Here is a 20,664-nt window from a genome sequence, read left to right as displayed (position 1 = left end):
GTTCTTTGTGCGTGTTACTGACAAGCCTCGCAGGTGGGGTCCTCGACTCTGCAGAGGTCGCCATCGTCGGTGGGGTGACCACCATCGGATTCGAGGGACTCGGACGAAGACCCGTCGCGATGCTGGGTCTTCCCGTACTCGGACATATCCAGCGTGGACTTTTCGATCTGGGACGCCCCGAGCGTTCGAAGGTAATAGGTTGTTTTCAGACCTAGTTCCCACGCCGTCTCGTACACATCGGTAAGGAGGGATCCGTCGGTCGACGGGAAGAAAACGTTGTGCGAGACGGACTGGTCAATCCACGTCTGTCGGTGTGCTGTCAGCCGAAGCTGATGACGCGGATCGATTTCGAAGGCACTGCGGTACAGTCGCTTCAGCTCGTCCGGGATGGCGTCGATCTCCTGAATCGACCCGTCGTGGTACTTGATGCGGTCGGTCATCTCTTCGTCCCAGAGACCCAATCCTCGCAGGTCTTCGACGAGCTGGTCGTTGATAATCGTGAACTCGCCCGACATATTCGACTTCACGTACAGGTTCGAGTACAGTGGCTCGATGGACGGTGTCGTCCCGTTGATGGTCGAGACCGTCGCCGTCGGCGCGATGGCCATCGTGTTCGAGTTCCGCATCCCGTGTTCCTCGACGTGTTCGCGGACGCTAGCCCAATCGAGTGTCTCTTCGCGATCGGTCGGAATCTCACGGCCCCGCTCATCCTCGAGGAGGTCGACAGTGTCCTGTGGAAGGAGACCGCGGTCCCACTTCGATCCCTCGTAAGAGGGATAGGGGTCCCGCTCCGCCGCGAGTTTCGAGGAGTTGAGAATGGCGTGGTAGGAGACGAACTCCTGCCAGCGGTTGGCCTTTGCAACTGCCTCTTCGGTGTCCATCGGGACCCCCAGTTGCATCAGTGCGTCGTGGAAACCCATCGTCCCGAGTCCGATCGGCCGATGTCGCATGTTCGAGCGTTCGGCTTCGTCGGTCGGGTAAAAGCAGAGGTCGACGACGTTGTCGAGCATCCGCATCGCCGTCTCGATCGTCTCCGCGAGATACTCCCGGTCGAGTTCGCCGTTGGAGACGTGCGTCGCGAAGTTGACGCTCCCCAGATTACAGACGGCGTGCTCGTCTGCGCTGGTATTGAGCGTGATTTCCGTACAGAGGTTCGAAGAGTGGACCGTCCCAACGTGATCCTGTGGGGAGCGAACGTTGCAGGGATCTTTGAACGTCAGCCACGGGTGACCCGTCTCGAACAATCGCGTGAGCATCTTTCGCCAGAGGTCCGCGGCGTCGACGCGGTCGTACTGTCTGAGTTCACCGTTTTCGGCCTGCTGTTCGTACTCGCGGTAGCGCTCTTCGAACGCCTCACCGGAAAGGTCGTGGAGATCCGGGACCTCGTCGGGACTGAACAGCGTCCACTTCTCGCCGTTCTCGACGCGCTTCATGAAGAGATCCGGAATCCACGCAGCCGTGTTCATATCCGGCGTGCGGCGACGCTCGTCTCCCGTGTTCCGCTTGAGGTCAGTGAACGCAGGGAAATCGAGGTGCCAGCAGGCGAGGTACGCACACGCAGCTCCGCGGCGTTTTCCCGAGCGATTGATAGCCGCCGTGACGTCGTTGCTGATGCGGAGGAACGGAACGACGCCGGTCGATTCCACACCGGTGCTCTCGATGAGCGCGCCCGCCGACCGAATGTTCGTCCAGTCGTTGCCGAGCCCGCCACTCCACTTCGACAGTTGGGCGTGGTGTTTGTACGAGTCGAAGATGTTCTCGAGGTCGTCCTGGACCGTCGTTAGGTAACACGACGAGAGTTGGGGATGGGTCGAGCCACTGTGAAACAGCGTCGGCGTTGAGGGTGTAAACTCGAGTTTCGAGAGAACGTCGTAGAACTCCTTGGCTCGCTTTTGTGGGTCGTCCTCCTCGATTGCAAGCCCCATTGCGACCCGCATCCAGAACGCCTGCGGGAGTTCGAGGCGGTCCCCGTTTTGCTCGGTCTTACAGAAATACCGCTGGTACAGCGTCTCCATCGCCATGTATTCGAACGCCTGGTCACGCTCGAGTGCGAGGTAGTCGGCGAGGTCCTCGAGGTCAAATCGCTCGGAGAGTCGCTCGTCGAGGAGTTCGAGATCGATGGCACGGTGGAGGTTCGTGACGAACGTCTCACGGTATGCGCGGTCGAGTTCGAACCCGGTCAGGTCCTCGCCGAGTATCTCGCGGTAGTACCGCTGTCGGAAGACAGCGGCTGCGACGCGTTTGAGCCTCGGTTCGGCCTCCACGCGCGCGGTCAGTGCTTGGATCGCAGCCTGGTACACCTCGTCGATGGCCGCACCATCGTAGAGGTTGCGCTCGATCTCGGTAACGATATCGTCCCACTCTGTTGCGGTAAGACTCGTCTCGATGTCCGTGCGTGCTCTGTCGATGATCGACCGGATCTCTTGGGTCGTGACGGTGGATTGCTGGCTCATGTATTCGGTAATCGATTTGCTGCTATCGCTGGTCCGAACCCGTCGGCTTCAACACCGAGGACTGTCTCAAGTTCGCGACAGTGCGTGTCGGATTCAGAGAATTAAGTGCGGCCTGAGACAAATCGGATGTCGAACTCGTGCCGATGTCGCGTACCCGTTCTGAGACGAGTTCGCCGATGGGAAATGGCGAGCCGAGACGCGTATCCCCATCGTGTAGACTCCCGCTGTCGTCGACGAGATACGTCTCGGGTGTCTCGGACACGTTACGCTTCTCTATCGCTCGTTCGACCCTCGTACGAAGTTTCGTACGGGAGAACGATTCGATGAGTCCATCGCGGTTCTTCGCTTGGAGAGGGACCCACTCCGGACGTTCGAAGGTGGTACCACGGGGCGAACAGCGGTGACACTTACGGCGTCGTCGGATAACGGTTCCATCGGTACTGCTCCCCGTATCGATGATGCATGTTCGCTCGTTCCCGTAGTCCGGACAGGTCATAGTTATCACTGGTCGTCCCTCTCACTCCGATCCCCAGGTGGGGGCCTCTCGTTTGCAGCCGCAATAGCTGGTGTCAGGGGAATCCATATAAAGTTTCCCAACTAGCTTGATGTAGTACAAATTCACTTGTATTAGTCGGAGAGAGGCAATCGACTAGTTCTGTGACATGGAAGCACAGCGACACCAGCCTCAACAACAATTACGTATTAGACATTCACGCGAGGTTTTGTCGGCGCTTTTGGCGTTGCTCGAGGGCGATATCACGCAGTTCTCGTTGGGCCTCCGTCGGGCAGCGAAGCGCTGGAACAGGTGTCGGAGCTTCGCTCGCATCGAGGGCGACGAAACTAAAAAACGAGGTGGCTGCTTCATCGGTTTCGTCCGCTGTTGGCCGTTCAGCTTGTACATCGACTTTGATGTCCATGCGTGTCCGACCAGTATCAAAAACGTAGCCAGTGATTGTCACGATATCGCCCAGTTCGATCGGAGAAATAAAATCAACGTGGTCCATTGCAGCGGTGACGACTTGACGATTAGAGAATCGCCGGGCGGCAATCGCCCCGCAAATGTCCATCCAATGGAGGATGGAGCCGCCGAGAGCGCGTCCGAGATTGTTCGTGTCGTTCGGCATCAAAATTTCGCTCATTTCCGTGTGAGAGCTCTCTAGCGTTGCTGTCCCACTCGCTGATTGTTGCGATGGCATATCTTATCTCGGGGAAAGCGCTACAAAAACCATTTGACTTGATATTATACAACCACACTTGTATCAGTTAGGTAGTACGTGTGATCTCCTCTCGATTCACTCCAAAAGAATGCTTTCTCAGTCACGCCCTGGCTGTGACGTGCATGCCGTTCCAGGGTTTGGCCCTGTTTTCGTCCATCCTGCGAAAGTCCGACCTCCCCACAACCGCGGAGTATGGAATTGATGCGTCTCTTCTGTTCTCGTTGCTCCAACAAAATTCGCTACAATCTCCCAACTAACCCTGGCATTCGTTTTAGCAAAAATCCACAACTGCGAACCAGCTCAGTGTCTCGACACCGAGGAGTTGTGTGATCGAACCACCAGTTCGCGGACGATCACGGCTATACCGGTCGCAGTGAGGGACTCCGTGAAGCGAGCCGGAACCGGCTCGGTGAACTCGAGGATAAGACACTCGCGAATAGAGACGTGATGGGCGTCGTCACTGTGGTTTTCGATTATGAACCAACGAGCGTCGAGGAGGCAACGATGCACCTCCGCCACGAACACGAGGACATCGTCGCTTCGAGTTGTCATAGTCACGTCGACGGCTATCACTGCATGGAACTGTTCGTGCTGACGGGATCACTCGAAGAGAGTTCGACGTTCGTCGGGAAGAGCCGAGCGACGAAAGACACGCTCACGATCGACTACGCTGTGCTGTCGATGGACGACTTTGGCTCGCTTGCCGACATGGATTGATCCTGGTTTCCCCTTCTCGCTGTACTCACACCAACTCTAGCAACATCCACCCTCTCAGGCCCCTTTGAATGTTAACTCTCTCCGAACAAACCACAGATATTATTAGGACTAGACCTACAGTTATCAACACCGATGGTCCACATCTCGCGCCGAAGGCTGCTTCGGAAGGCAGGCGCAACCACTATTGCTGCGGCGGGAATCGCTGGCTGTCTCGGTCGAGGAGGGGAGTCACTCGATTCCGTCACGATCGCGTACGTCCCGATTTATCCGAACATGCAACACTACGTGATGGAACAAGAGGGCTACTACGAGGATGTCCCAGCGGCTGTCACAATCGAGCGGTTCAGCTCTGGCCCCAGCGTCGTCAAGGCATTTGCCAGCGGGGATGTCGACGTTGCGCTCTTCGGGATTACTCCTGCGATGGTTCTCGCCGACAAAGGCACCGACGCCGGTATCCTCGCGGCAAACTCGAGAAACGGCTTCAAGATCATGGGGACAACCGAACTCGTCGAGCGCAACGAACAGGACGGCACAGCTATGTTCGAGCGTTTCGAGCAGGAGCAGGGTCGCAAGGTACGGTTCGGTGCCCCACCGGACGGAAGCGTCCCCGACGTCGTCCTCCGATACTGGATCCAGGAGGATCTCGACGCCGGTGAGATGGCGTCCGTCATCAACAAATCGAAAGTCCCGCCAGCGAAGGCGGTCCAGACGATTCAATCCGGCGACATCGACGCGACGATCATCCAAGAGCCGTTCGCGACGATCATCGACCAAGATGACGGCTTCGGCGAACTCGCCTGGTCCGGAAACATCCTCGAGAACCACCCCGTCACGGTGCTGTTCGCGAACCAGCAAGTGCTCGACGACGCCGACATCGCCCAATCGCTTGTTGAACAGCACGTCGCAGCGACCGAGTTCACAGCAGACGCCCCCGATGCCGCTGCCGCCCACGCCGCGTCGGTGATCGGCTCCGGCGTGAGCGAAGACCTCGCTACGGCGGCCATGGACTCACAGGCGTCGGATTTCCTCTCGGACCCGCACGCGATCACCGACCAAGCTGCGACGATGGGCGAGTTCGTCGCGAACGTCGGGAACATCGAAGCACCGGTCGCGACTGAGAACCTGTTCGCGTTCGATCCCTACGACGCCATCCAGGAATGAGTACGCGTACCGACACCAGTTCCAACGCGGTGGTCGCCGGCAGCTTCGAGGGGGACCGACGGCGGTATCTGCGCGGTCTGGGCGGTCTCCTCGTGTTTCTCCTCGTTTGGTGGGTTGGTGCGATGACGACCCAGCCGTCATATCTAGTGCCGGGCCCGCTCGATTCGGGACGCGCGTTTATCGACCTGTTCGCGACCTCGACTGCGATCGTGGTCCCCGTCCTGGGCTCGAGTCTAGTCCTGCCGACCGGCTTTGCACACCTCGCACAGACGTTGTTCCACTACCTCCCTGGCCTCCTCCTCGGTGCGAGCTGTGGGATCAGTCTGGGATTAGCGATGGGCTGGCACGGTGTGCTCGACGACTGGTTACGGCCACTCGTCCGGGTGCTCCGGCCGATCCCGCCGCTGGCGTGGGTCGTCTTCGCGATCGTCTGGTTCGGCATTCACCACACCGGTGCGGCGTTTATCGTCTTCGTCGGGGCGTTCTGGATCAACTTCTACGGCGCGTATGGTGGCGTCGAAGGCGTCTCGAGCGAGCTGACCGATGCCGCGTCGACCCTCGGCGTGGAGCGTGACCTCTCGATGCTAAAACTCGTCGCACTCCCGAGCGCCGCACCCCAGGTATTGACCGGGTTCCGAACGAGCATCGGTCGCTGCTGGATGATCGTCGTCGGGGCCGAACTGTTCGGCGCGCCCGGCGTCGGCTACGAGATCATCAACGCCTCGAACAACCTCGCGATGGCGACCAGCGTCGCCTACATGGTCCTGATCAGTCTGGCGTTCCTCTGTATGGACGTCGGGTTCCGACTTCTCGAACGGAGGATCCTCACATGGCGCTGAGTTCGGGCTCGTCGACGGATCACGACTCACGTGAGAAGATCACAATTCAGAACGTCAGCCGATCCTACGAGTCGGTGCAAGCGCTCGCAGACGTCTCGTTCTCGGTTGCGGAAGGCGAGTTCTGCTGTGTGGTCGGTCCGTCCGGGTGTGGGAAGACGACGCTGTTGCGGGCAATCGCCGGACTCGATGACCCGGACGGTGGGTCGATACTGGTCGGTGGAGATCCGGTTACCGGTCCTGGGCTGGACCGGGGGATGGTCTTCCAGGAGTACGCACTCTTCCCCTGGCGAACCGTCCGCGGGAACATCCGGTTCGGCCTCGACCGGCCCGCGTGTGACTGCCCCGACTGCGAAGCACGGGTCCGGGAGTTGATCGACCTGGTGGGGCTCGAGGGTTTCGAGGACGCGTACCCGAAGGCGCTGTCCGGCGGCATGAAACAACGCGTCGGGATCGCTCGCGCTCTCGCTGTCGATCCTGAAATACTCTTGATGGACGAGCCGTTCGGCAGTGTCGACACCCGGACGCGGGATCGCCTTCACGCCGAATTGCTCGACATCTGGACGCAGACCGGACAGACCGTCGTGTTCGTCACGCACGACATCGACGAAGCGGTGACCCTCGCTGATCGCGTGATTGTCGTGGATGCAGACCCGGGAACCGTGCAGTCGACGTTCTCGATCGATTTAGCGCGCCCCCGTGAACGGACCGCTCGTGACTTCGTGGGCCACGTCGCGCGGATCAGGACTGAACTTGGGCGTCCGGACGACACCAGTCACTGAGACTGTCCCAGGGCAGTTCGAGTAACAATACTGCTCCGGACTCCTATTATATTCGCGTCGGCTTTTACTGGCTCGCCGTCGTGACCGCCTCGATGACGGCACGACTCCGGGATCACGAGCACGACGAAGACGAGACGGAACCGGACGGCCACAGGCATGACCACCTCCACCCGCCGGAGGAGTTCGGTATTGATTCGTTCGTCTACGAGCGCCACCGACCGTTCCATCCGGAGCGGTTCCACGAATGGCTCCGCTCGTTCCCCGATCCTGTCGTCCGAGCGAAAGGGTACCTGTGGGTCGCTGGCCGGGAACGCTACGCCCTCGAGCTAAGCCAGGCGGGGACACAGACCCACGTCGAGGTCAACGGTCGGTGGGCGGTCACGCTTCCAGAGTTCCAGCGGGAATCCTACCGTGACTCGCGGTCGGATCGCCACTGGGACGAGCAGTGGGGTGACCGCGAAGTGAAACTCGTCTTCATCGGCACTGGGATGGACGAGTCCGCCATCGTCGCCTCGCTCGACGACTGCCTCCTCTCGGAGACGGAGATGGACGACGATTGGGACACGCTCGAGAATCCGTTCCCAGGGACGCTAGAGTGGTCCCAGCCCCCAATGGAACAACGCTTCGTACTCGGTGAGCGACGATGATCCGGAACCGCCGGCTCTGCAGGAGTCGGCGATGCGTTCCGATGGCTCTCTTGGAGGGGAGGTCGGACGCGGATCGTCTCGAGCCACGCGACAGCGGGCATCGTCCGCGACGGTCCAGCGGTCGTGCGATCGGGAAATGAGAACGGTGTTCAGCTCACCACGGCGGCGGTCATCGCCGAAGACGCCTCGTATCTGGTCGGGCTCGTGACCCGGCAGACAGCCGGTGAGACGGATGAGCGAGCACGTAGTCGGATTCGCGGACCAGAGACCGAATCAAACGGGAATCCCGCTCTCGGGGAAGCTCGAAACGACTGCGACTCCCACGAGAGGAATCCCACGACTTCAGTCGTGGATGGCAAACGCTAGCGGACGCTGAGAACCGAGCGGATGACGGGCCGGGATGGGACGACGACACTATCGAACGTGTCCGTAGAACGACCGAGCGGCTGGCTCAGGCGATAACGCCGTGCGTCTCCAGTTCGTCCGTGGAGTATTCAGCGCGGCGTTCCGCATTCGAGTGTTCTTCGAGAACCGCCGCCCGCCCTTCGTCACTCGTCTCGGTTGGGTCGCTGAAGCAGTGACACATTGCAGCTATACCTGGGTGCGACAGGTACGAAGTAACTGTCAGCACGCTTCTCAGCTCTGTATAATGTGGAACCGAAGACGGTACTGGTTGGCAATTTACTCATCGGATGGGAAGGTGCCGTCCTCTGCTAATCGATGACCGGGGAATCCATGACGCTCGCATTCGAGCTCGCGGCGCTTCAGCAGGCTCGTGAGCCACAGGCGGTGGTCGTTGATGCACGACGATGGGCGCAGAACGTCGGTCTGACCGCGGCAGAGTCCGGGGCTGCTCACGCCTTCAGTTCAACGAATCTCGTTCGTCTGGCCTTCCGAGTAGCGCCGACTTCCCCGAACTTCACCCGCCTCCATAACCGGTTCACGACCGAGAGACACGTTCTGGTCAGCGAGGCTCCCGATCCGTCCCGAGTACCTTCCTCGGACGCAGTGGGAGTATTTCGCTCTCACAGACGCTGCCAGTGCTGCCGGCTGGGAGCTCGAGAATACGGGGACCACGCCACGGAAACAGTTAATCTCCTGGGTGGCTCGTGTATTCGGGAGTCATGGGCTGAGAGGACCTCAAGAGTGGATATAGCCGAACGGTAGAAATCTTCCATCCGGAACTACCTGAACCCGGTAAGTGACCACGCATCATCTGCATTCCCGGCGAGTCTACCGAACGCTATCGAACCTCGGCGTGAACTACTTTATTCCAACAGATCACCGGCACTGAGCGGGAGGTCATCGAGACGTTGGAGTCGACGGGCCGGCCGTCGCTGGCGGATCGAAGACGAGCCCGAGTCGATCAAGGGTAATTTCCGTGCTAAGACAGTCTCGACGGACGACCGTGTACGGCTGTTTTTTCGCGTACTAGACGAGGCCACCATCCGAAACGCGAACGCCAGCACTTACCGATTTCGTATAGTGCTATAGGGTTTATTGCACACCTTATCTGCAGAACGCACTCAATACCATCACCGAAATAGCTGCTTCTGTCGACCCTGGTTCTCGAGGGTGATCGGGCGTGACAGCCAACTCGACGGTGATCGCCGAGCCGCCCGCGGCGGTCGGTCCAGATCGAAAGCCGGCGACGGAAGCGGGAACTATCGACGGAACCGCGAACTGTCTTGACGGTTTTCTCGACTGGCTCGAGGCAGAGACAGGGTCGGCCGTGATGATCGAGGAGTAGACGACCGACCGGTCCGATGGCACACGCTCGAGCACTCGCGGCCGGAATCTCGCACGGGCCGATTCAAACGTACTACGCGCACGTCAGCGCTATCTCGGATGGGGCACGCAAGAGGAGTCCTCGAGGCGAACGACGCCCAGCAGAACGTCGCGACGGAACCGGGGACCGACGACCGAGATCCGGTGGCTCGTGGATCGCCGATCACCGATTATGAAGCACGCGCTACGTCGACGAACGGGCACACGATGCCGGCGGCGAGAAGTGTTCGATGCGATTTCAGGAGGGTCACGATCGAGCGCTCGTTTGTGCCCTTGGTACGCCGGCGTTCGGGGCGGGGAAATGGTCGCAGGCCCGAAGGCGATCGTCGAAACGGCCTCGAGTGGGCGATGACTGTGCTCGCGAAAACGCAGGTTGGTCCGCTCAAGCACTGACCGCGCAGGATGTAAATCATATATCGCGATATAGAACCGCGCTCGACCCTGCTGGGGAGGGCTGGTCAGTGTTTCCGACGTTCCTGTCCCGATACTTTACGAGACCCCCGAACGGGACTACGAGAAGCACACGGCTGGTCAGCGACGAGATCGAGGGCTTCGCCGAAGGGCGTATCGGTCAGTCGGAGGTTTGTGACGCGCTTCGCGAGTGCGAACCGATACCTCTGTCGATCACACCGGTGGCGCTGTCCGCTGGAGAACAACGAGGCAGTGGTCGGAAGTCGTACTCGCATCCCGAAGCGAAAGGACGGCCGAAGCTGCCGGTGACACGTTCGGAGAGCGCGATTCGTGAACGCACCCTCCGACATCGGTCGTGGGTCGTCGTTCCTGCGGACAGGCTCCGATCGTGTCCCCGACCACGCTCTCTTCCGACGGCGAGTACCGGCCACTTGGCTCCCAGTCCGGGCTCTATCTGCCGCTGTCATGTTCGGCGAGGAACTTCTCGATGGACTCGAGGCAGACGGACGGACGGTCGCGGAAGACCGTATGTCCCGCGCCGTCGACGCTTCGGACTGTGGTGGTCTCAGTTGCCCACCGTCGATCCCGCGAGGGAGCCGTGTAGGAAGCGACGGCGGGGTCGGGACGGAGAAGCAGCGTCGGACAGGGCGGGTCCGGGAGGGCGGTTTCCAGCGGCTCGAACCCACGCTTCGTAATCCCCAGTACCTGAGACCGCACTTGCTTTCGAGCAGTGGCCAGGACATCGGCAAAACGGGGGTACCGTGGCTCGAATTCGTCACGGAGCGATTCGTGAGCGGCGGTACTCCACCGGTCGAGCTGGGCCCGTTTGTTCGGGAGGTGATCCTCCCCGAGCGCTTCGAACAGCTGTGCAGGGTGGTCCTCCAAGACGAGCGCTCGAGGCTGGAGCCCACCCCGGGCGGTGGCGCGAGCGATCGAATCCGCGCCGAGCGAATGCCCGTACAGGATGGGGCGTTCGACGTTCAGGGCGTCGCAGAGGGACAGCAGATCGTCCGTCATCGTTTCCGCGTCGTAGCCCGTCTCCGGGGCCTCGCTCAACCCGTGGCCGCGGGCATCGTACAGAATCACCTCGTGTTCGGCGGCGAACTGTGCAGCGAGCGGGGAAAGACACTGCCAGTTGTCCGTGAACCCGTGTGCGAACAGCACGGGTGGCCCATCTCCCGTGCCCGCCGTCACGAACCGATGTCGACAGCCGTTGACCACGATCCGGCTGGAAGTCCAGTTCGACTCGAGATCCAGCTCGGATGGGTACGTGAGCCGGCTCATTGTCGATGGCCGATCACCGACTTCCCGTCCGTTCCGTCGATGGAAGGCATGCGTTCAGTCACGGCGTATTCGACGCGGTTCGACTCGATGTCAGTCGGTTGCCTATTACAATCATATGTTTGTAACTACGGGCCGGAGGCTCGCCGACCTGAGGTGTCGGCCGCAGTCGTTCGACTCCGAATAGACGGTCGAGTAGGTTATACTCTCTCCACGACATATCGTGGTTTTAATAGTGGGGCGTGATACCGTACCAGTTCCAACGCTCGCGACGACGCCTCGTCACGATCCGGCGGGGCGATCCCGCCGCCTGCAGTCCACGTTCCGTGGCTACCGCTGGCTTCCATCGACCGCCGGAATCGACGTCGTTCAATCGAAGCAACTTATTTACGTGATGCTTCGGTACTACGATCATGGCCTATAGTTACGAGCCACATCACTTCGAAGACTTCGAGCCGGGTCAGGAGTTCGTAAGCGTCGGGCGGACGGTTACCGAATCGGACTTCGTGATGCACTCGGCGCTGAGTGGTGACTGGACGGAACTCCACACGAACAAGGAGTACGCGGCCGAGCAGGACTTCGATGAGCGCATCGCACACGGACCGATGACGTTCGTTCATGCGACGGGGTTCGTCTACCGAACGGGTATCGTCGAACGAACGGCCTACGCCTTCCTCGGGATGAACTACATGGACCTGCCCGAACCGGTCCACATCGGCGATACGATCTCGCTCGAGATCGTCGTCGACGAGAAAAAGGAACTCGGGGACCGCGATGATGTCGGTCTGGTCGTGCTCGACACGGAGATGACCAATCAAGACGGCACCGTCGTCTTCCAGGGCGATATGAAGTTCCTGATCAAAACGAAGCAGTAGCGGACCGCGCTCAGGCGAACTTCTCGAACGGTTGCTGGCAGTTCTCGCAGAAGTGCATCGATCGACAGAGCGAGGGTCCCTTGGGATGATCGCGTCTCGTCTCCGTCGACCCGCAGTAGGGACACCGTGCGTCGGTCTCACCAGTCGTCGTCGTGCTCGGATCGTGCTCCGTCATACGCTTAGCCCGAAGTCCCGAAGGCTGTCTTTGCCCTCTTCGGTTACCATGTTCACGTTCCACTCCGGTGTGTACCGAAGTTCGACGGTCGCCTCGTCGACCGCCGGGACCGTTTCGGCCGCACATTTCACGTCGTTCAGCAGCATCTCTCGAGCGGGACAGCCCGTGTAGGTGAGCGTCATTTCGACGTCACAGCGACCGTCCGCGACGTCGACATCGTAAATCAGACCGAGATCGACGATACTGACGGGCATTTCCGGGTCCTCGACTTCGTAGAGGGCCTTCCAGACCTCGGCCTCGATGCCGTCCGCCTCCGCTCCGGTTTTGGGATACTCGCTGGACGGGTCCCCCTCGCTGAAGTCGGTGAAGGTGCAGGCCTCGGCATCCATCGGTGCGTTCGTCGGCATTGTCATTCCTCCGTCGCGCGGAGCTGGGCGGGCGTTTCGAAATCGACCTCGCGATACGTCGCCGTGAACTCGTCGTAGAGGTCGTGCCACGCATCGGTGTGCGTCCCGTAGCGACCGCGACCGTTCGGTCGCGCCACCTGGTCGGGGTCGGGAACGTCAAGCCCCAGCGCCTCCAGCGCCGGACCGATCGTTTCGAGCCACTCGGTACGCATCGCCGCGAGCGATTCGGTCCGGAATCCGAACGCGACGATATCGTCCTCGCGCGGCCCGGGATCGAACAGCGACAGCGCAGCGGGAAAGAGTTCGTCGAGCGCGTCCTGCATCCGGGCCCGCCCGTCGTCGTCCGCAGTCAGCCGCTCCAACCAGTTGGTGGCGTGTTCCCGATGGTACGCCTCTTCCTCGAGGGCTTTCCCGACGCGATCCGCAAGCGGTGCGTAGCTCGTGTCGGCTACCGCCTCGAGTCGGATCCGTTCGGCGGCGTCGTAGAGATAGCCGCGGAGAACGGCGTCACCCCAGTCGCCCGCATCGAAGGGGCGTTCCACGAGTAGACTATGGGTCCACTCGGTTGGGTCCCGCTCCCAGAGACATTCCGGCTCCGTGTATCCGAGTTGCTTGAGCAGGTCGTACCACAGGCGAGCGTGCCCGAATTCGTCCTGTGCGATGTTGGCGATCGCGAGGTCCGACTCGAGAGTCGGAGCGTAAATCTGCCACTCGGTCAGGCGCTCGGCGTGGACGAATTCGTCGTCTGCCAGTCGGAAGAGCAACTCCTCTACCGCGGCCTGCTGTTCGGCGGAGAGTTCCCGTCGGTCGATGGCGTCGGATCGTGGTGTCTCGCTCATGCGTCGGTCTCCTCCTCTCGGAGCGCCTCCCGGCGCTTGCGGGCCGCTTCGCGTTGTTTGGACTCACTGTCAGCGACTTCCTCGGCGAACGAGGCGTCGATGTCGTTGTACGTCATCGCCCATCGGTATGACTTGTCGGTTCGACCGCCGAATGCGGCTTCTTCGGCGGTGACCTCTCCGATCTCGTCCCGCGGCGTGACCCAGAGGGAGTTCGTTTGCATTCGCCGGGCGTGTTGAATCCGGGCGAACAGCGTGGCCATTTCGCGATCCGGGGCGTGGACGTTGCCGACGTGCTCGTGGGAGTCACCCGGCTCCTCCTGTCTGAATACTTCCCAAATCATCGGTCTAATCGGCCGTCTGTGGGGTCGGTCCGGCACTGGACTCCCACGTTTCAAGCGATTCGCGTACCCATTCGACCGCGTCCTGCCGGCGACGACGCGAGCCGATCTGTTCTTTCGAGCCCTCGTATTCGTTCCTCGAGATGGTCCAGAACTCCTCCCAGTCGAGGTCGTCCTCACGAACGGCCATCGTTCCGTCGTCCCGCTCGTAAAGACGGGGATACTCCGGGATCTCCAACCCGTACTTTTCAGCCTTGGGGATATACATATTGAGGAACGATGTCCGGAGTTCGTCGTTCGTCGCCGTTTTGAGGCCGACGGCCTGGGCGAAGTCATCGTGGACGCTCTCGTCGTTCGTCGGACCGAAGAACTGGAGGATGCGCGGCCACCACACGTCGAACGTCTCCTGCATGCGCTCTTGAGTCGCCTTGGACCCGTTCATGAGTTCCCGAAGGATTGACTCGCCGTGTTTCACGTGGAACCCCTCCTCGAAACAGACCTTATCCATCGCATGTGCGTACGGCGTCCAACTGGTCGACTTCAGCGTCGCCTGCCGACGCATCGCACCGCCGTCGACGAAGAAGTCGATCATCGGTGCTTCGTACCACGAATCGACGGGATAATGAAAGCAGTTCAAGAACTTCCCGTCACCGGTCGCGAGCTCATCGAGCATCTCCGCTCGAGTTTTCACGCCTAGCGTCTCGGCGGCGCGATAGAGCAGCTGTGCGTGGCCGATTTCGTCCTGTACTTTCGCCGTGTTCGCCAGTTTCCGATCGAGCGAGGGTGCCTTTCGCGTAAACGTCTTGTCGAGGTACCCGCCCATGACCTCGCTGTTCGCGTGAAATTGGATCATTCGAGTCGCGGCTTTGCGATACTTCTCCGGGAGGTCGTCCCCCGGCCCGAACTCCCGGGGGCCTGCCCGTTCCATGACTGTCTCGAGGTCCATACGCGATGTATCGTCGTATGGTATCTTACCGGTTGACCCGCGTATGTCGGGGATTTATATTACGGTCCGCCGTACCGACGCGTAATGATCAGCGACTGTCTGATCGTCGAGTTCCGTATCACGGGTGATGACTGCCCGCTCGCGGAGGCGACGCGGGTGACGGGGACGGATATCGTCGCCCAGCCGCCGCAGTTGCGAAGCGATGGGAACGTGCTCTTGCAGTTCAGTACCTCGCCGCACGACGAACTCGCCGAAACGCTCGACGGTGACGACCGAATACGGTATCTCCATCGATCGCGAACGGACAACCGAGATAATTTCCGCTGTCTGTCGAAACAGCCCTGTATTATTCACCAACTCATCAGCGCCGGTCTGCTGGTCGACTCCATCGAATACCGGACCGGCGAAGCGCTGTTAACTGGGGCAGTCGTCGGTCGGGACGTCCTCGACGGCGTCATGGAAACCGCCGGCGAAACGGTCGGCGTTCGGTTGGAACGCATCTATCAACTCCACGGCGAGGACGATGAACCGGTCGCCAGTCGCTGGGATCTCACACCCACCCAGGTCGAGAGCATCCAGTACGCGCTGGAACTGAATTACTTTACCGTCCCTCGAGAGGCGGATGCGAGCGATGTCGCCGATGCGATCGGCATTAGCAAGTCGGCGTTTCTCGAACGACTCCGCCGAGCGCAGGCCACCCTCTTCAGGGATCTTTTCGGCTAGTGTCCTGTCCGCAATTGAGGCTATCGGCTCGTGTGTTTGCAGCCGATTCGGCCCGATCGGACATCGTTTCCGGACCCGCCGTTCGGAACGTGCGGTGAGACCGGTACCACCGATAGAGCAAAGTCGTCGGGCCGTGAGAGATAGCATGTATGATAACGGTAGTCGATGTCCTCAGCAGAGCGGATGGCTACACTCACGAGGAGTTCGTCGACCGCTGGCGAGGAGAGCACGTGGCCATCGCGGCGCAACTCCCCGGACTGAAACGCTACAGCACGTCGGTACCGACGGACCCGGACGAGGCCGAGTACGACGGCGTTCTCAACCTCTCTTTCGAGAGCGTCGAAGCGATGAACGAGGCGTTCGCCTCGGATGTCGGAACGGACGTTATGGATGACGCTGCCGAATTCATCGATGTCGGTGCGGGGCCGCGAATGGTCGTCGAGGAGACGGTCCACGTGACGGACGAGTAACGCGGAAACGGCGGCGGTCCGATCGAAGCGGGCTCGCATTTCACGTCGCTCCGATTCTTTCGTTCTAGCTGCTCTCGAGACCGTGACAGGGCTCATCGGGAGTTCCGCAATGAGCTGTCTGCCCGGGCGTCGACCGGGCAGGTAGATGGGGTCGGTTCGCAGCAACTGATACACGAACCGAGCGGTGGCACGCCGGCGACCGTCGCGTTTCAGTGGGGCTTAGAGTCCGAAAAACTCCTCCGCGTTCTCGAAGAGCAGTCGCCGTTGGGTCGCCGCATCGTAGTCGGTATGAGCGGCGAACGACTCGAGCCACTCGTCCGGATGGATCATCGGGTAGTCCGTCCCGAACATGACCTTGTCACTGAGCACCGAGCCAGCGTACTGCAGTACTTGCTCGTCGATGTACTTCGGCAGCCATCCCGAGAGATCCATATAGACGTTCCCCTTCTGTTGACAGATCGCGAGTTGCTCCGCCTCCCACGGGAACGCCGGATGGGCGATCAGGATCTCGAGGTCCGGATGCTCGGCGGCGACGTCGTCGATGAGCAACGGATTCCCGTGTTTGACCTTCAACCCGCGTCCGCCCGCCGAGCACGCACCGAGCGTCGAGTTCCCGCCGTGGAAGACGACCGGCACTCCGAGGTCTTCGATCGTCGTCCACAGGTCCTCGTACTCGGGAGCGGACGGATCGAACCCCTGCGCTATCTGTTGAAATTTGAAGCCGGAGAGATCGAGGTCCTCGACGCACCGGATCGCTTCTTCCACACAGTCGTCTTTTAGCGGATCGACGCTTCCGAACCCGATGAAAAAGTCGGGGTATTCGTCCCGAACTTCGGCGACGTAGTCGTTTGGAACGGGCGGATTCCCGGTATTCGTCTCGGCGTCCCAGCCCAACAGCACGGCGCGGCCGATGCCCGCGTCAGCGTATTCCGCCCGCATTTCCTCGTATCCCCACGTCTCGAGGTCGGTGCCGAACTTTCGGGCCGCGTCTTGCATCATCTCTCCGCCGGCGTCTTCCAGGAACTCCGCCGTCGGCTGATGAGCGTGCGTATCGATGAGCCGTTGCTCAGCTACTCCCGGGAGCTGGTCCATGTCGGATATGTCCGTCCGAATGATAAAAGCGTATGGGTCACGCGACGACCGGCCCGCTCGCGCCGTTTCGTCCCCGGCTCCGAGTGGCTGTTCCGGTCGTACTAGCCATGGAATACTTATAGCACCCACATATTGGGGTTGTGTGATAAGTGGATGTGTACGGTATGGTACCTCGAGACGCATTCACGGGACTACCGGGAACACGAACGTCACTCATGTCACAATCACGAACTCCACTCGAGAGCAGTCACGAGTCCCTCTCGCGGGACGAACTCCGCGCGCTACAGGACAAACGACTGCGAGAGACGGTTGCACACGCGTACGAAAACGTCGACTTGTATCGGACGGCATTCGACGAGGCCGGCGTCGATCCGGCTGCGATCGACGGGGTCGACGATCTGTCACTGATTCCGATGACTACGAAAGCGGACTTCCGTACGGCGTATCCGGATGGGTTGTTCGCCGTCGACGAAAGCGACCTCCAGCGAATACACGCCTCCTCCGGGACGACCGGGAAGCCGAAAATCGTCGGGTACACGGAAACCGACATCGATGTCTGGAGTGAGGTCGTCGCTCGCTCGCTCCGTGCGGCGGGCGTCGAACCGGGCGAAACGCTGCAAAACGGCTACGGATACGGCCTGTTCACCGGCGGCCTCGGGCTTCACTACGGTGCGGAAACGCTCGGGGTGACGGTCATTCCGATCGGTGGCGGGCAGACACAGCGACAAGTCGAGTTGCTGCAGGATCTGGAAAGCGATGCGCTCAGTTGTACGCCGTCGTACTCGCTCTATCTGGCCGAGACCGCTCGGGAGATGGGCGTCGACGTTCGCGACCTCCCGCTCGAGACGGTCATTTTCGGGGCGGAGCCGTGTACGGACCCCATGCGGGAAGAGATCGAAGAGCGCCTCGACGTTACCGGCGTCGACATCTACGGACTGTCGGAGGTCATCGGACCTGGCGTTTCGATGGAGTGTCACGAGGCGCAGGACGGCCTCCACATCTGGGAGGACCACTTCTATCCCGAAGTCGTCGATCCGAAAACGGGCGACCCCCTCGAGGAGGGCGAGGAGGGCGAACTCGTCTTGACGAGTCTGACGAAAGAGGCGCTACCGGTGCTCCGGTATCGAACGGGTGATCTGACGACGCTGAATTACGACACCTGTGACTGTGGTCGAACGATGGTCAGAATGGACAACGTGACTGGCCGTGCGGATGACCTCCTGATCGTTCGTGGGATCAACCTGTACCCCAGCGAAGTGGAGGACGTCGTCCTCGAGTTCGAGGAGATCGCACCGTTTTATCGTATCGATATCGATCGCGAGAACAATCTCGATCGGATGACACTCACCGTCGAACGGGAGCCGGAGACGACTGCCGATCTCGACGACCTCCGCGACCGAATCCGGAATCGGCTCTCGAACGTCCTCTCTTTTACCCCGGATCGACTCACGATCGCCGAGCCCGGCAGTCTCGAGCGGACTAAAACCGGGAAAGTCAAACGCGTCTACGATCATCGACGCTAGGGCATTCGTCCCCGTTCAGTCCGCAACCTGCCTCGAGCCGACCAACCATCTACTAGAATAGCGACACGAGTGTCGTCCAGTTCGACACCACCGATATCGGTCAGCAGATGAGTTATCAGACCGGTATTCCGAGCGTGAATATGTGCACTTCGTACAAGAGTATGGCTAATAATCGACCACTCGCTCGTCTCCATCTCACTCACGGGTCGCGAATAGATCCGGCAGACGAGCTACAATACTGGTCATTCATACTATTATTTCGCTTTCTATAGCCGAGTCGATCAAACAGAACTCATAGCGGAAACGCGGTCGAATGACGTCCTATATTGTGGGTATTACACAATATCAAAATCACCAATCCCATCATCCGTCTGGATAGGAGGTCCCACGGCGGCTCGCTTCTCACAGAAATACCTTTTTCTGATAGCGTCCCGAGAGTCCGACTCTCGTATCCGGTGACCGTGATGGAGTTGTCGTCGATCGTTAGACGGGTGTGATGTTCTCCTGATATGCGCCGTGGTGCTCCTCGAACACGTCCATGATCTCACCCATCGATGCGTACGCTTTCACTGCGTCGATGATAAACGGCATGACGTTCTCGTTGCGGTCGATCGCGTCCGACAGCGCCTCGAGCGTCGCGTCGACCGCCTCGTCGTCGCGTTCCGCCCGTACTTCCTCGAGGCGCGCGAGTTGGCGCTCGCGCGTCGTCTCGTCGACTTCGAGGATCTCCGGGGAGGTGTCCTCCTCGATGGTGTACTCGTTGACGCCGACGACGACTTCCTCGCCGCGTTCGACGCGTTGCTGGTATTCGTAGCTCGCCTCCCCGATTTCGTGGTGGAAATAGCCTTGCTCGATGCCGTTGAGAACGCCGTCGCGCATCGAGCCGTCGCCGATCTCCTTGATCTCCTCGAGATACGTCATGATCTCCGCCTCGAGTTCGTTCGTAAGCGTTTCGACGGCGTAGCTCCCCCCCATCGGGTCGACGATGTCGGCCGCGCCGGACTCCTCGGCGATGATCTGCTGAGTGCGTAAGGCGACGCGGACGGCTTTCTCGCTTGGGAGCGCGAGCGCCTCGTCAAAGCTGTTGGTGTGCAGCGACTGGGTCCCCCCGAGGACGCCGGCCAGCGCCTGGATCGTTACCCGAGCGATGTTGTTCAGCGGTTGTTGGGCGGTCAGGGACTGCCCCGCGGTCTGGGTGTGGAACTTGAGCCGTTTCGATTCGTCGGCCGCTGCCCCGTACCAGTCTTCCATCACGCGGGCGTAGACGCGCCGCGCTGCGCGGAACTTCGCGATCTCCTCGAAGATGGAGTTGTGGCAGTTGAAGAAAAACGAGAGCAGCGGTGCAAACTCGTCGATCTCGAGCCCTCGATCGAGGCAGTCCTCGACGTAGGCGAACCCGTCGGCGAGCGTGAACGCCGCTTCCTGGATGGCGGTCGAGCCCGCTTCGCGAATGTGATAGCCCGAGATGGAGACGGGATGGAACCGCGGTGTTTCTTCGGTGGCGAACTCGATGGTGTCGGTGACGATGTCCAGCGATGGCTCCGGCGGGATCATCCACTCCCGCTGGGCGATGAACTCCTTGAGCATGTCGTTTTGGAGCGTCCCCCGGACCTCCTCGCGCGGGACGCCTTGTTGATCGGCCAGTGCGATGTACATCGCGTAGATGACCGCCGCCGAGGGGTTGATGGTAAACGACGTGGAAACCGCGCCGATGTCGATCCCGTCGAAGAGGATCTCCATATCCCGGAGCGTGTCGACGGCGACGCCCTCCTTCCCGACCTCGCCCTGGCTCATCGGGTGATCCGAGTCCAGCCCCATCAGCGAGGGCATGTCGAACGCCGTCGAGAGCCCCGTCTGGCCCTCGTCGATCAGGTAGTGGAACCGCTCGTTTGTCTCCTCGGCGGTGCCGAAGCCGGCGAACTGGCGCATCGTCCACGTTCGCCCGCGGTACATCGTCGGGTACGGACCGCGCGTGTACGGCGG

General features: G+C 60.6%; 20 protein-coding genes and 2 pseudogenes. 11 read left to right on the top strand and 11 right to left on the bottom strand.

The genetic code is table 11. The features are described 5' to 3' along the window. Positions 1-14: 14 nt before the first annotated feature. The 3 genes from C486_RS05950 to C486_RS05945 form a co-directional block, all read right to left on the bottom strand. Positions 15-2,453 carry a ribonucleoside-diphosphate reductase subunit alpha gene (locus tag C486_RS05950; RefSeq protein WP_008454156.1) on the bottom strand — a complete coding sequence of 813 codons (2,439 nt, stop codon included), beginning with the start codon at positions 2,451-2,453 and terminating at the stop codon, positions 15-17. A 22-nt stretch (positions 2,454-2,475) separates the two neighbouring features. After that, entirely contained in the window at positions 2,476-2,949 is a 474-nt protein-coding gene (locus C486_RS22770; protein ID WP_008454154.1) for an NrdR family transcriptional regulator, read from the bottom strand. Between the two features lie 214 nt (positions 2,950-3,163). After that, entirely contained in the window at positions 3,164-3,649 is a 486-nt protein-coding gene (locus tag C486_RS05945) for an acyl-CoA thioesterase (protein ID WP_049888225.1), read from the bottom strand. Positions 3,650-4,009: 360 nt separating this feature from the next. Here C486_RS05945 and C486_RS05940 point away from each other — a divergent pair. The 7 genes and pseudogenes from C486_RS05940 to C486_RS21600 all read left to right on the top strand — a co-directional run. Further along, positions 4,010-4,387: pseudogene (locus C486_RS05940) on the top strand (CopG family ribbon-helix-helix protein); the annotation flags it as partial. A 132-nt stretch (positions 4,388-4,519) separates the two neighbouring features. Beyond that, positions 4,520-5,548 carry an ABC transporter substrate-binding protein gene (locus C486_RS05935; protein WP_014864029.1) on the top strand — a complete coding sequence of 343 codons (1,029 nt, stop codon included), beginning with the start codon at positions 4,520-4,522 and terminating at the stop codon, positions 5,546-5,548. Beyond that, positions 5,545-6,387 (top strand): ABC transporter permease, encoded by an 843-nt coding sequence (locus C486_RS05930; protein WP_008454144.1) that lies wholly within the window; start codon positions 5,545-5,547, stop codon positions 6,385-6,387. Before C486_RS05935 ends, C486_RS05930 begins: the two co-directional genes overlap by 4 nt. Next, positions 6,378-7,166, top strand: coding sequence for an ABC transporter ATP-binding protein (locus tag C486_RS05925; protein ID WP_008454142.1), 789 nt, complete (start codon positions 6,378-6,380; stop codon positions 7,164-7,166). The genes C486_RS05930 and C486_RS05925 overlap by 10 nt, the downstream gene beginning before the upstream one ends. Positions 7,167-7,276: 110 nt before the next feature. Continuing rightward, positions 7,277-7,813: pseudogene (locus C486_RS05920) on the top strand (GTP-binding protein); the annotation flags it as partial. A gap of 720 nt (positions 7,814-8,533) precedes the next feature. Further along, positions 8,534-8,980: a DUF7124 domain-containing protein gene (locus C486_RS22920; protein WP_449289188.1), complete on the top strand. Its 447-nt coding sequence runs from the start codon at positions 8,534-8,536 to the stop codon at positions 8,978-8,980. A 418-nt stretch (positions 8,981-9,398) separates the two neighbouring features. Then, the gene (locus tag C486_RS21600) at positions 9,399-9,563 is read left to right on the top strand and encodes a hypothetical protein (protein ID WP_008454136.1); all 165 of its coding nucleotides are present in this window, start codon (positions 9,399-9,401) and stop codon (positions 9,561-9,563) included. An 899-nt stretch (positions 9,564-10,462) separates the two neighbouring features. Here the strand turns inward: C486_RS21600 and C486_RS05915 are convergent. Further along, positions 10,463-11,296 carry an alpha/beta fold hydrolase gene (locus C486_RS05915; RefSeq protein ID WP_008454134.1) on the bottom strand — a complete coding sequence of 278 codons (834 nt, stop codon included), beginning with the start codon at positions 11,294-11,296 and terminating at the stop codon, positions 10,463-10,465. 410 nt (positions 11,297-11,706) lie between these two features. Between C486_RS05915 and C486_RS05910 the strand changes: the two genes are divergently transcribed. Next, a complete protein-coding gene (locus C486_RS05910) occupies positions 11,707-12,168 on the top strand; it encodes a MaoC family dehydratase (protein WP_008454131.1) in 462 nt (153 codons plus the stop codon). Positions 12,169-12,178: 10 nt separating this feature from the next. Here C486_RS05910 and paaE read toward each other — a convergent pair whose 3' ends face one another. From paaE to C486_RS05890, 5 genes are read right to left on the bottom strand one after another with little or no spacing between them, the layout of a single operon-like run. Continuing rightward, positions 12,179-12,343 carry a 1,2-phenylacetyl-CoA epoxidase subunit PaaE gene (paaE, locus tag C486_RS21595; RefSeq protein ID WP_008454129.1) on the bottom strand — a complete coding sequence of 55 codons (165 nt, stop codon included), beginning with the start codon at positions 12,341-12,343 and terminating at the stop codon, positions 12,179-12,181. Next, positions 12,340-12,756: a 1,2-phenylacetyl-CoA epoxidase subunit PaaD gene (gene paaD / locus C486_RS05905; protein WP_049910205.1), complete on the bottom strand. Its 417-nt coding sequence runs from the start codon at positions 12,754-12,756 to the stop codon at positions 12,340-12,342. The genes paaE and paaD overlap by 4 nt, the downstream gene beginning before the upstream one ends. Continuing rightward, the gene (gene paaC / locus C486_RS05900) at positions 12,753-13,589 is read right to left on the bottom strand and encodes a 1,2-phenylacetyl-CoA epoxidase subunit PaaC (protein ID WP_008454126.1); all 837 of its coding nucleotides are present in this window, start codon (positions 13,587-13,589) and stop codon (positions 12,753-12,755) included. The genes paaD and paaC overlap by 4 nt, the downstream gene beginning before the upstream one ends. Further along, the gene (paaB, locus tag C486_RS05895) at positions 13,586-13,930 is read right to left on the bottom strand and encodes a 1,2-phenylacetyl-CoA epoxidase subunit PaaB (RefSeq protein WP_008454124.1); all 345 of its coding nucleotides are present in this window, start codon (positions 13,928-13,930) and stop codon (positions 13,586-13,588) included. The genes paaC and paaB overlap by 4 nt, the downstream gene beginning before the upstream one ends. A gap of 4 nt (positions 13,931-13,934) precedes the next feature. Beyond that, complete coding sequence (locus C486_RS05890; RefSeq protein ID WP_008454122.1) at positions 13,935-14,873, bottom strand: Phenylacetic acid catabolic protein; 939 nt, start codon at positions 14,871-14,873, stop codon at positions 13,935-13,937. An 84-nt stretch (positions 14,874-14,957) separates the two neighbouring features. Between C486_RS05890 and C486_RS05885 the strand changes: the two genes are divergently transcribed. Together C486_RS05885 and C486_RS05880 are read left to right on the top strand one after the other, a co-directional pair. Beyond that, positions 14,958-15,596 carry a helix-turn-helix domain-containing protein gene (locus C486_RS05885; RefSeq protein WP_008454120.1) on the top strand — a complete coding sequence of 213 codons (639 nt, stop codon included), beginning with the start codon at positions 14,958-14,960 and terminating at the stop codon, positions 15,594-15,596. 149 nt (positions 15,597-15,745) lie between these two features. Further along, positions 15,746-16,066: an EthD family reductase gene (locus C486_RS05880; RefSeq protein ID WP_008454118.1), complete on the top strand. Its 321-nt coding sequence runs from the start codon at positions 15,746-15,748 to the stop codon at positions 16,064-16,066. A 219-nt stretch (positions 16,067-16,285) separates the two neighbouring features. Here C486_RS05880 and C486_RS05875 read toward each other — a convergent pair whose 3' ends face one another. Next, entirely contained in the window at positions 16,286-17,158 is an 873-nt protein-coding gene (locus C486_RS05875) for an amidohydrolase family protein (RefSeq protein ID WP_008454116.1), read from the bottom strand. A 215-nt stretch (positions 17,159-17,373) separates the two neighbouring features. On the opposite strand from C486_RS05875, the gene paaK reads away from it, so the two are divergent. Beyond that, positions 17,374-18,681: a phenylacetate--CoA ligase PaaK gene (gene paaK / locus C486_RS05870; protein WP_008454113.1), complete on the top strand. Its 1,308-nt coding sequence runs from the start codon at positions 17,374-17,376 to the stop codon at positions 18,679-18,681. 483 nt (positions 18,682-19,164) lie between these two features. Here paaK and C486_RS05865 read toward each other — a convergent pair. After that, positions 19,165-20,664, bottom strand: a 1,500-nt coding sequence (locus tag C486_RS05865; RefSeq protein ID WP_008454111.1) for an acyl-CoA mutase large subunit family protein, incomplete at its 5' end; no start/stop codon positions are given.

Source organism: Natrinema gari JCM 14663, assembly GCF_000337175.1.
GTDB classification, from domain to species: domain Archaea; phylum Halobacteriota; class Halobacteria; order Halobacteriales; family Natrialbaceae; genus Natrinema; species Natrinema gari.
This window is presented reverse-complemented; position numbering and strand designations above follow the sequence as displayed.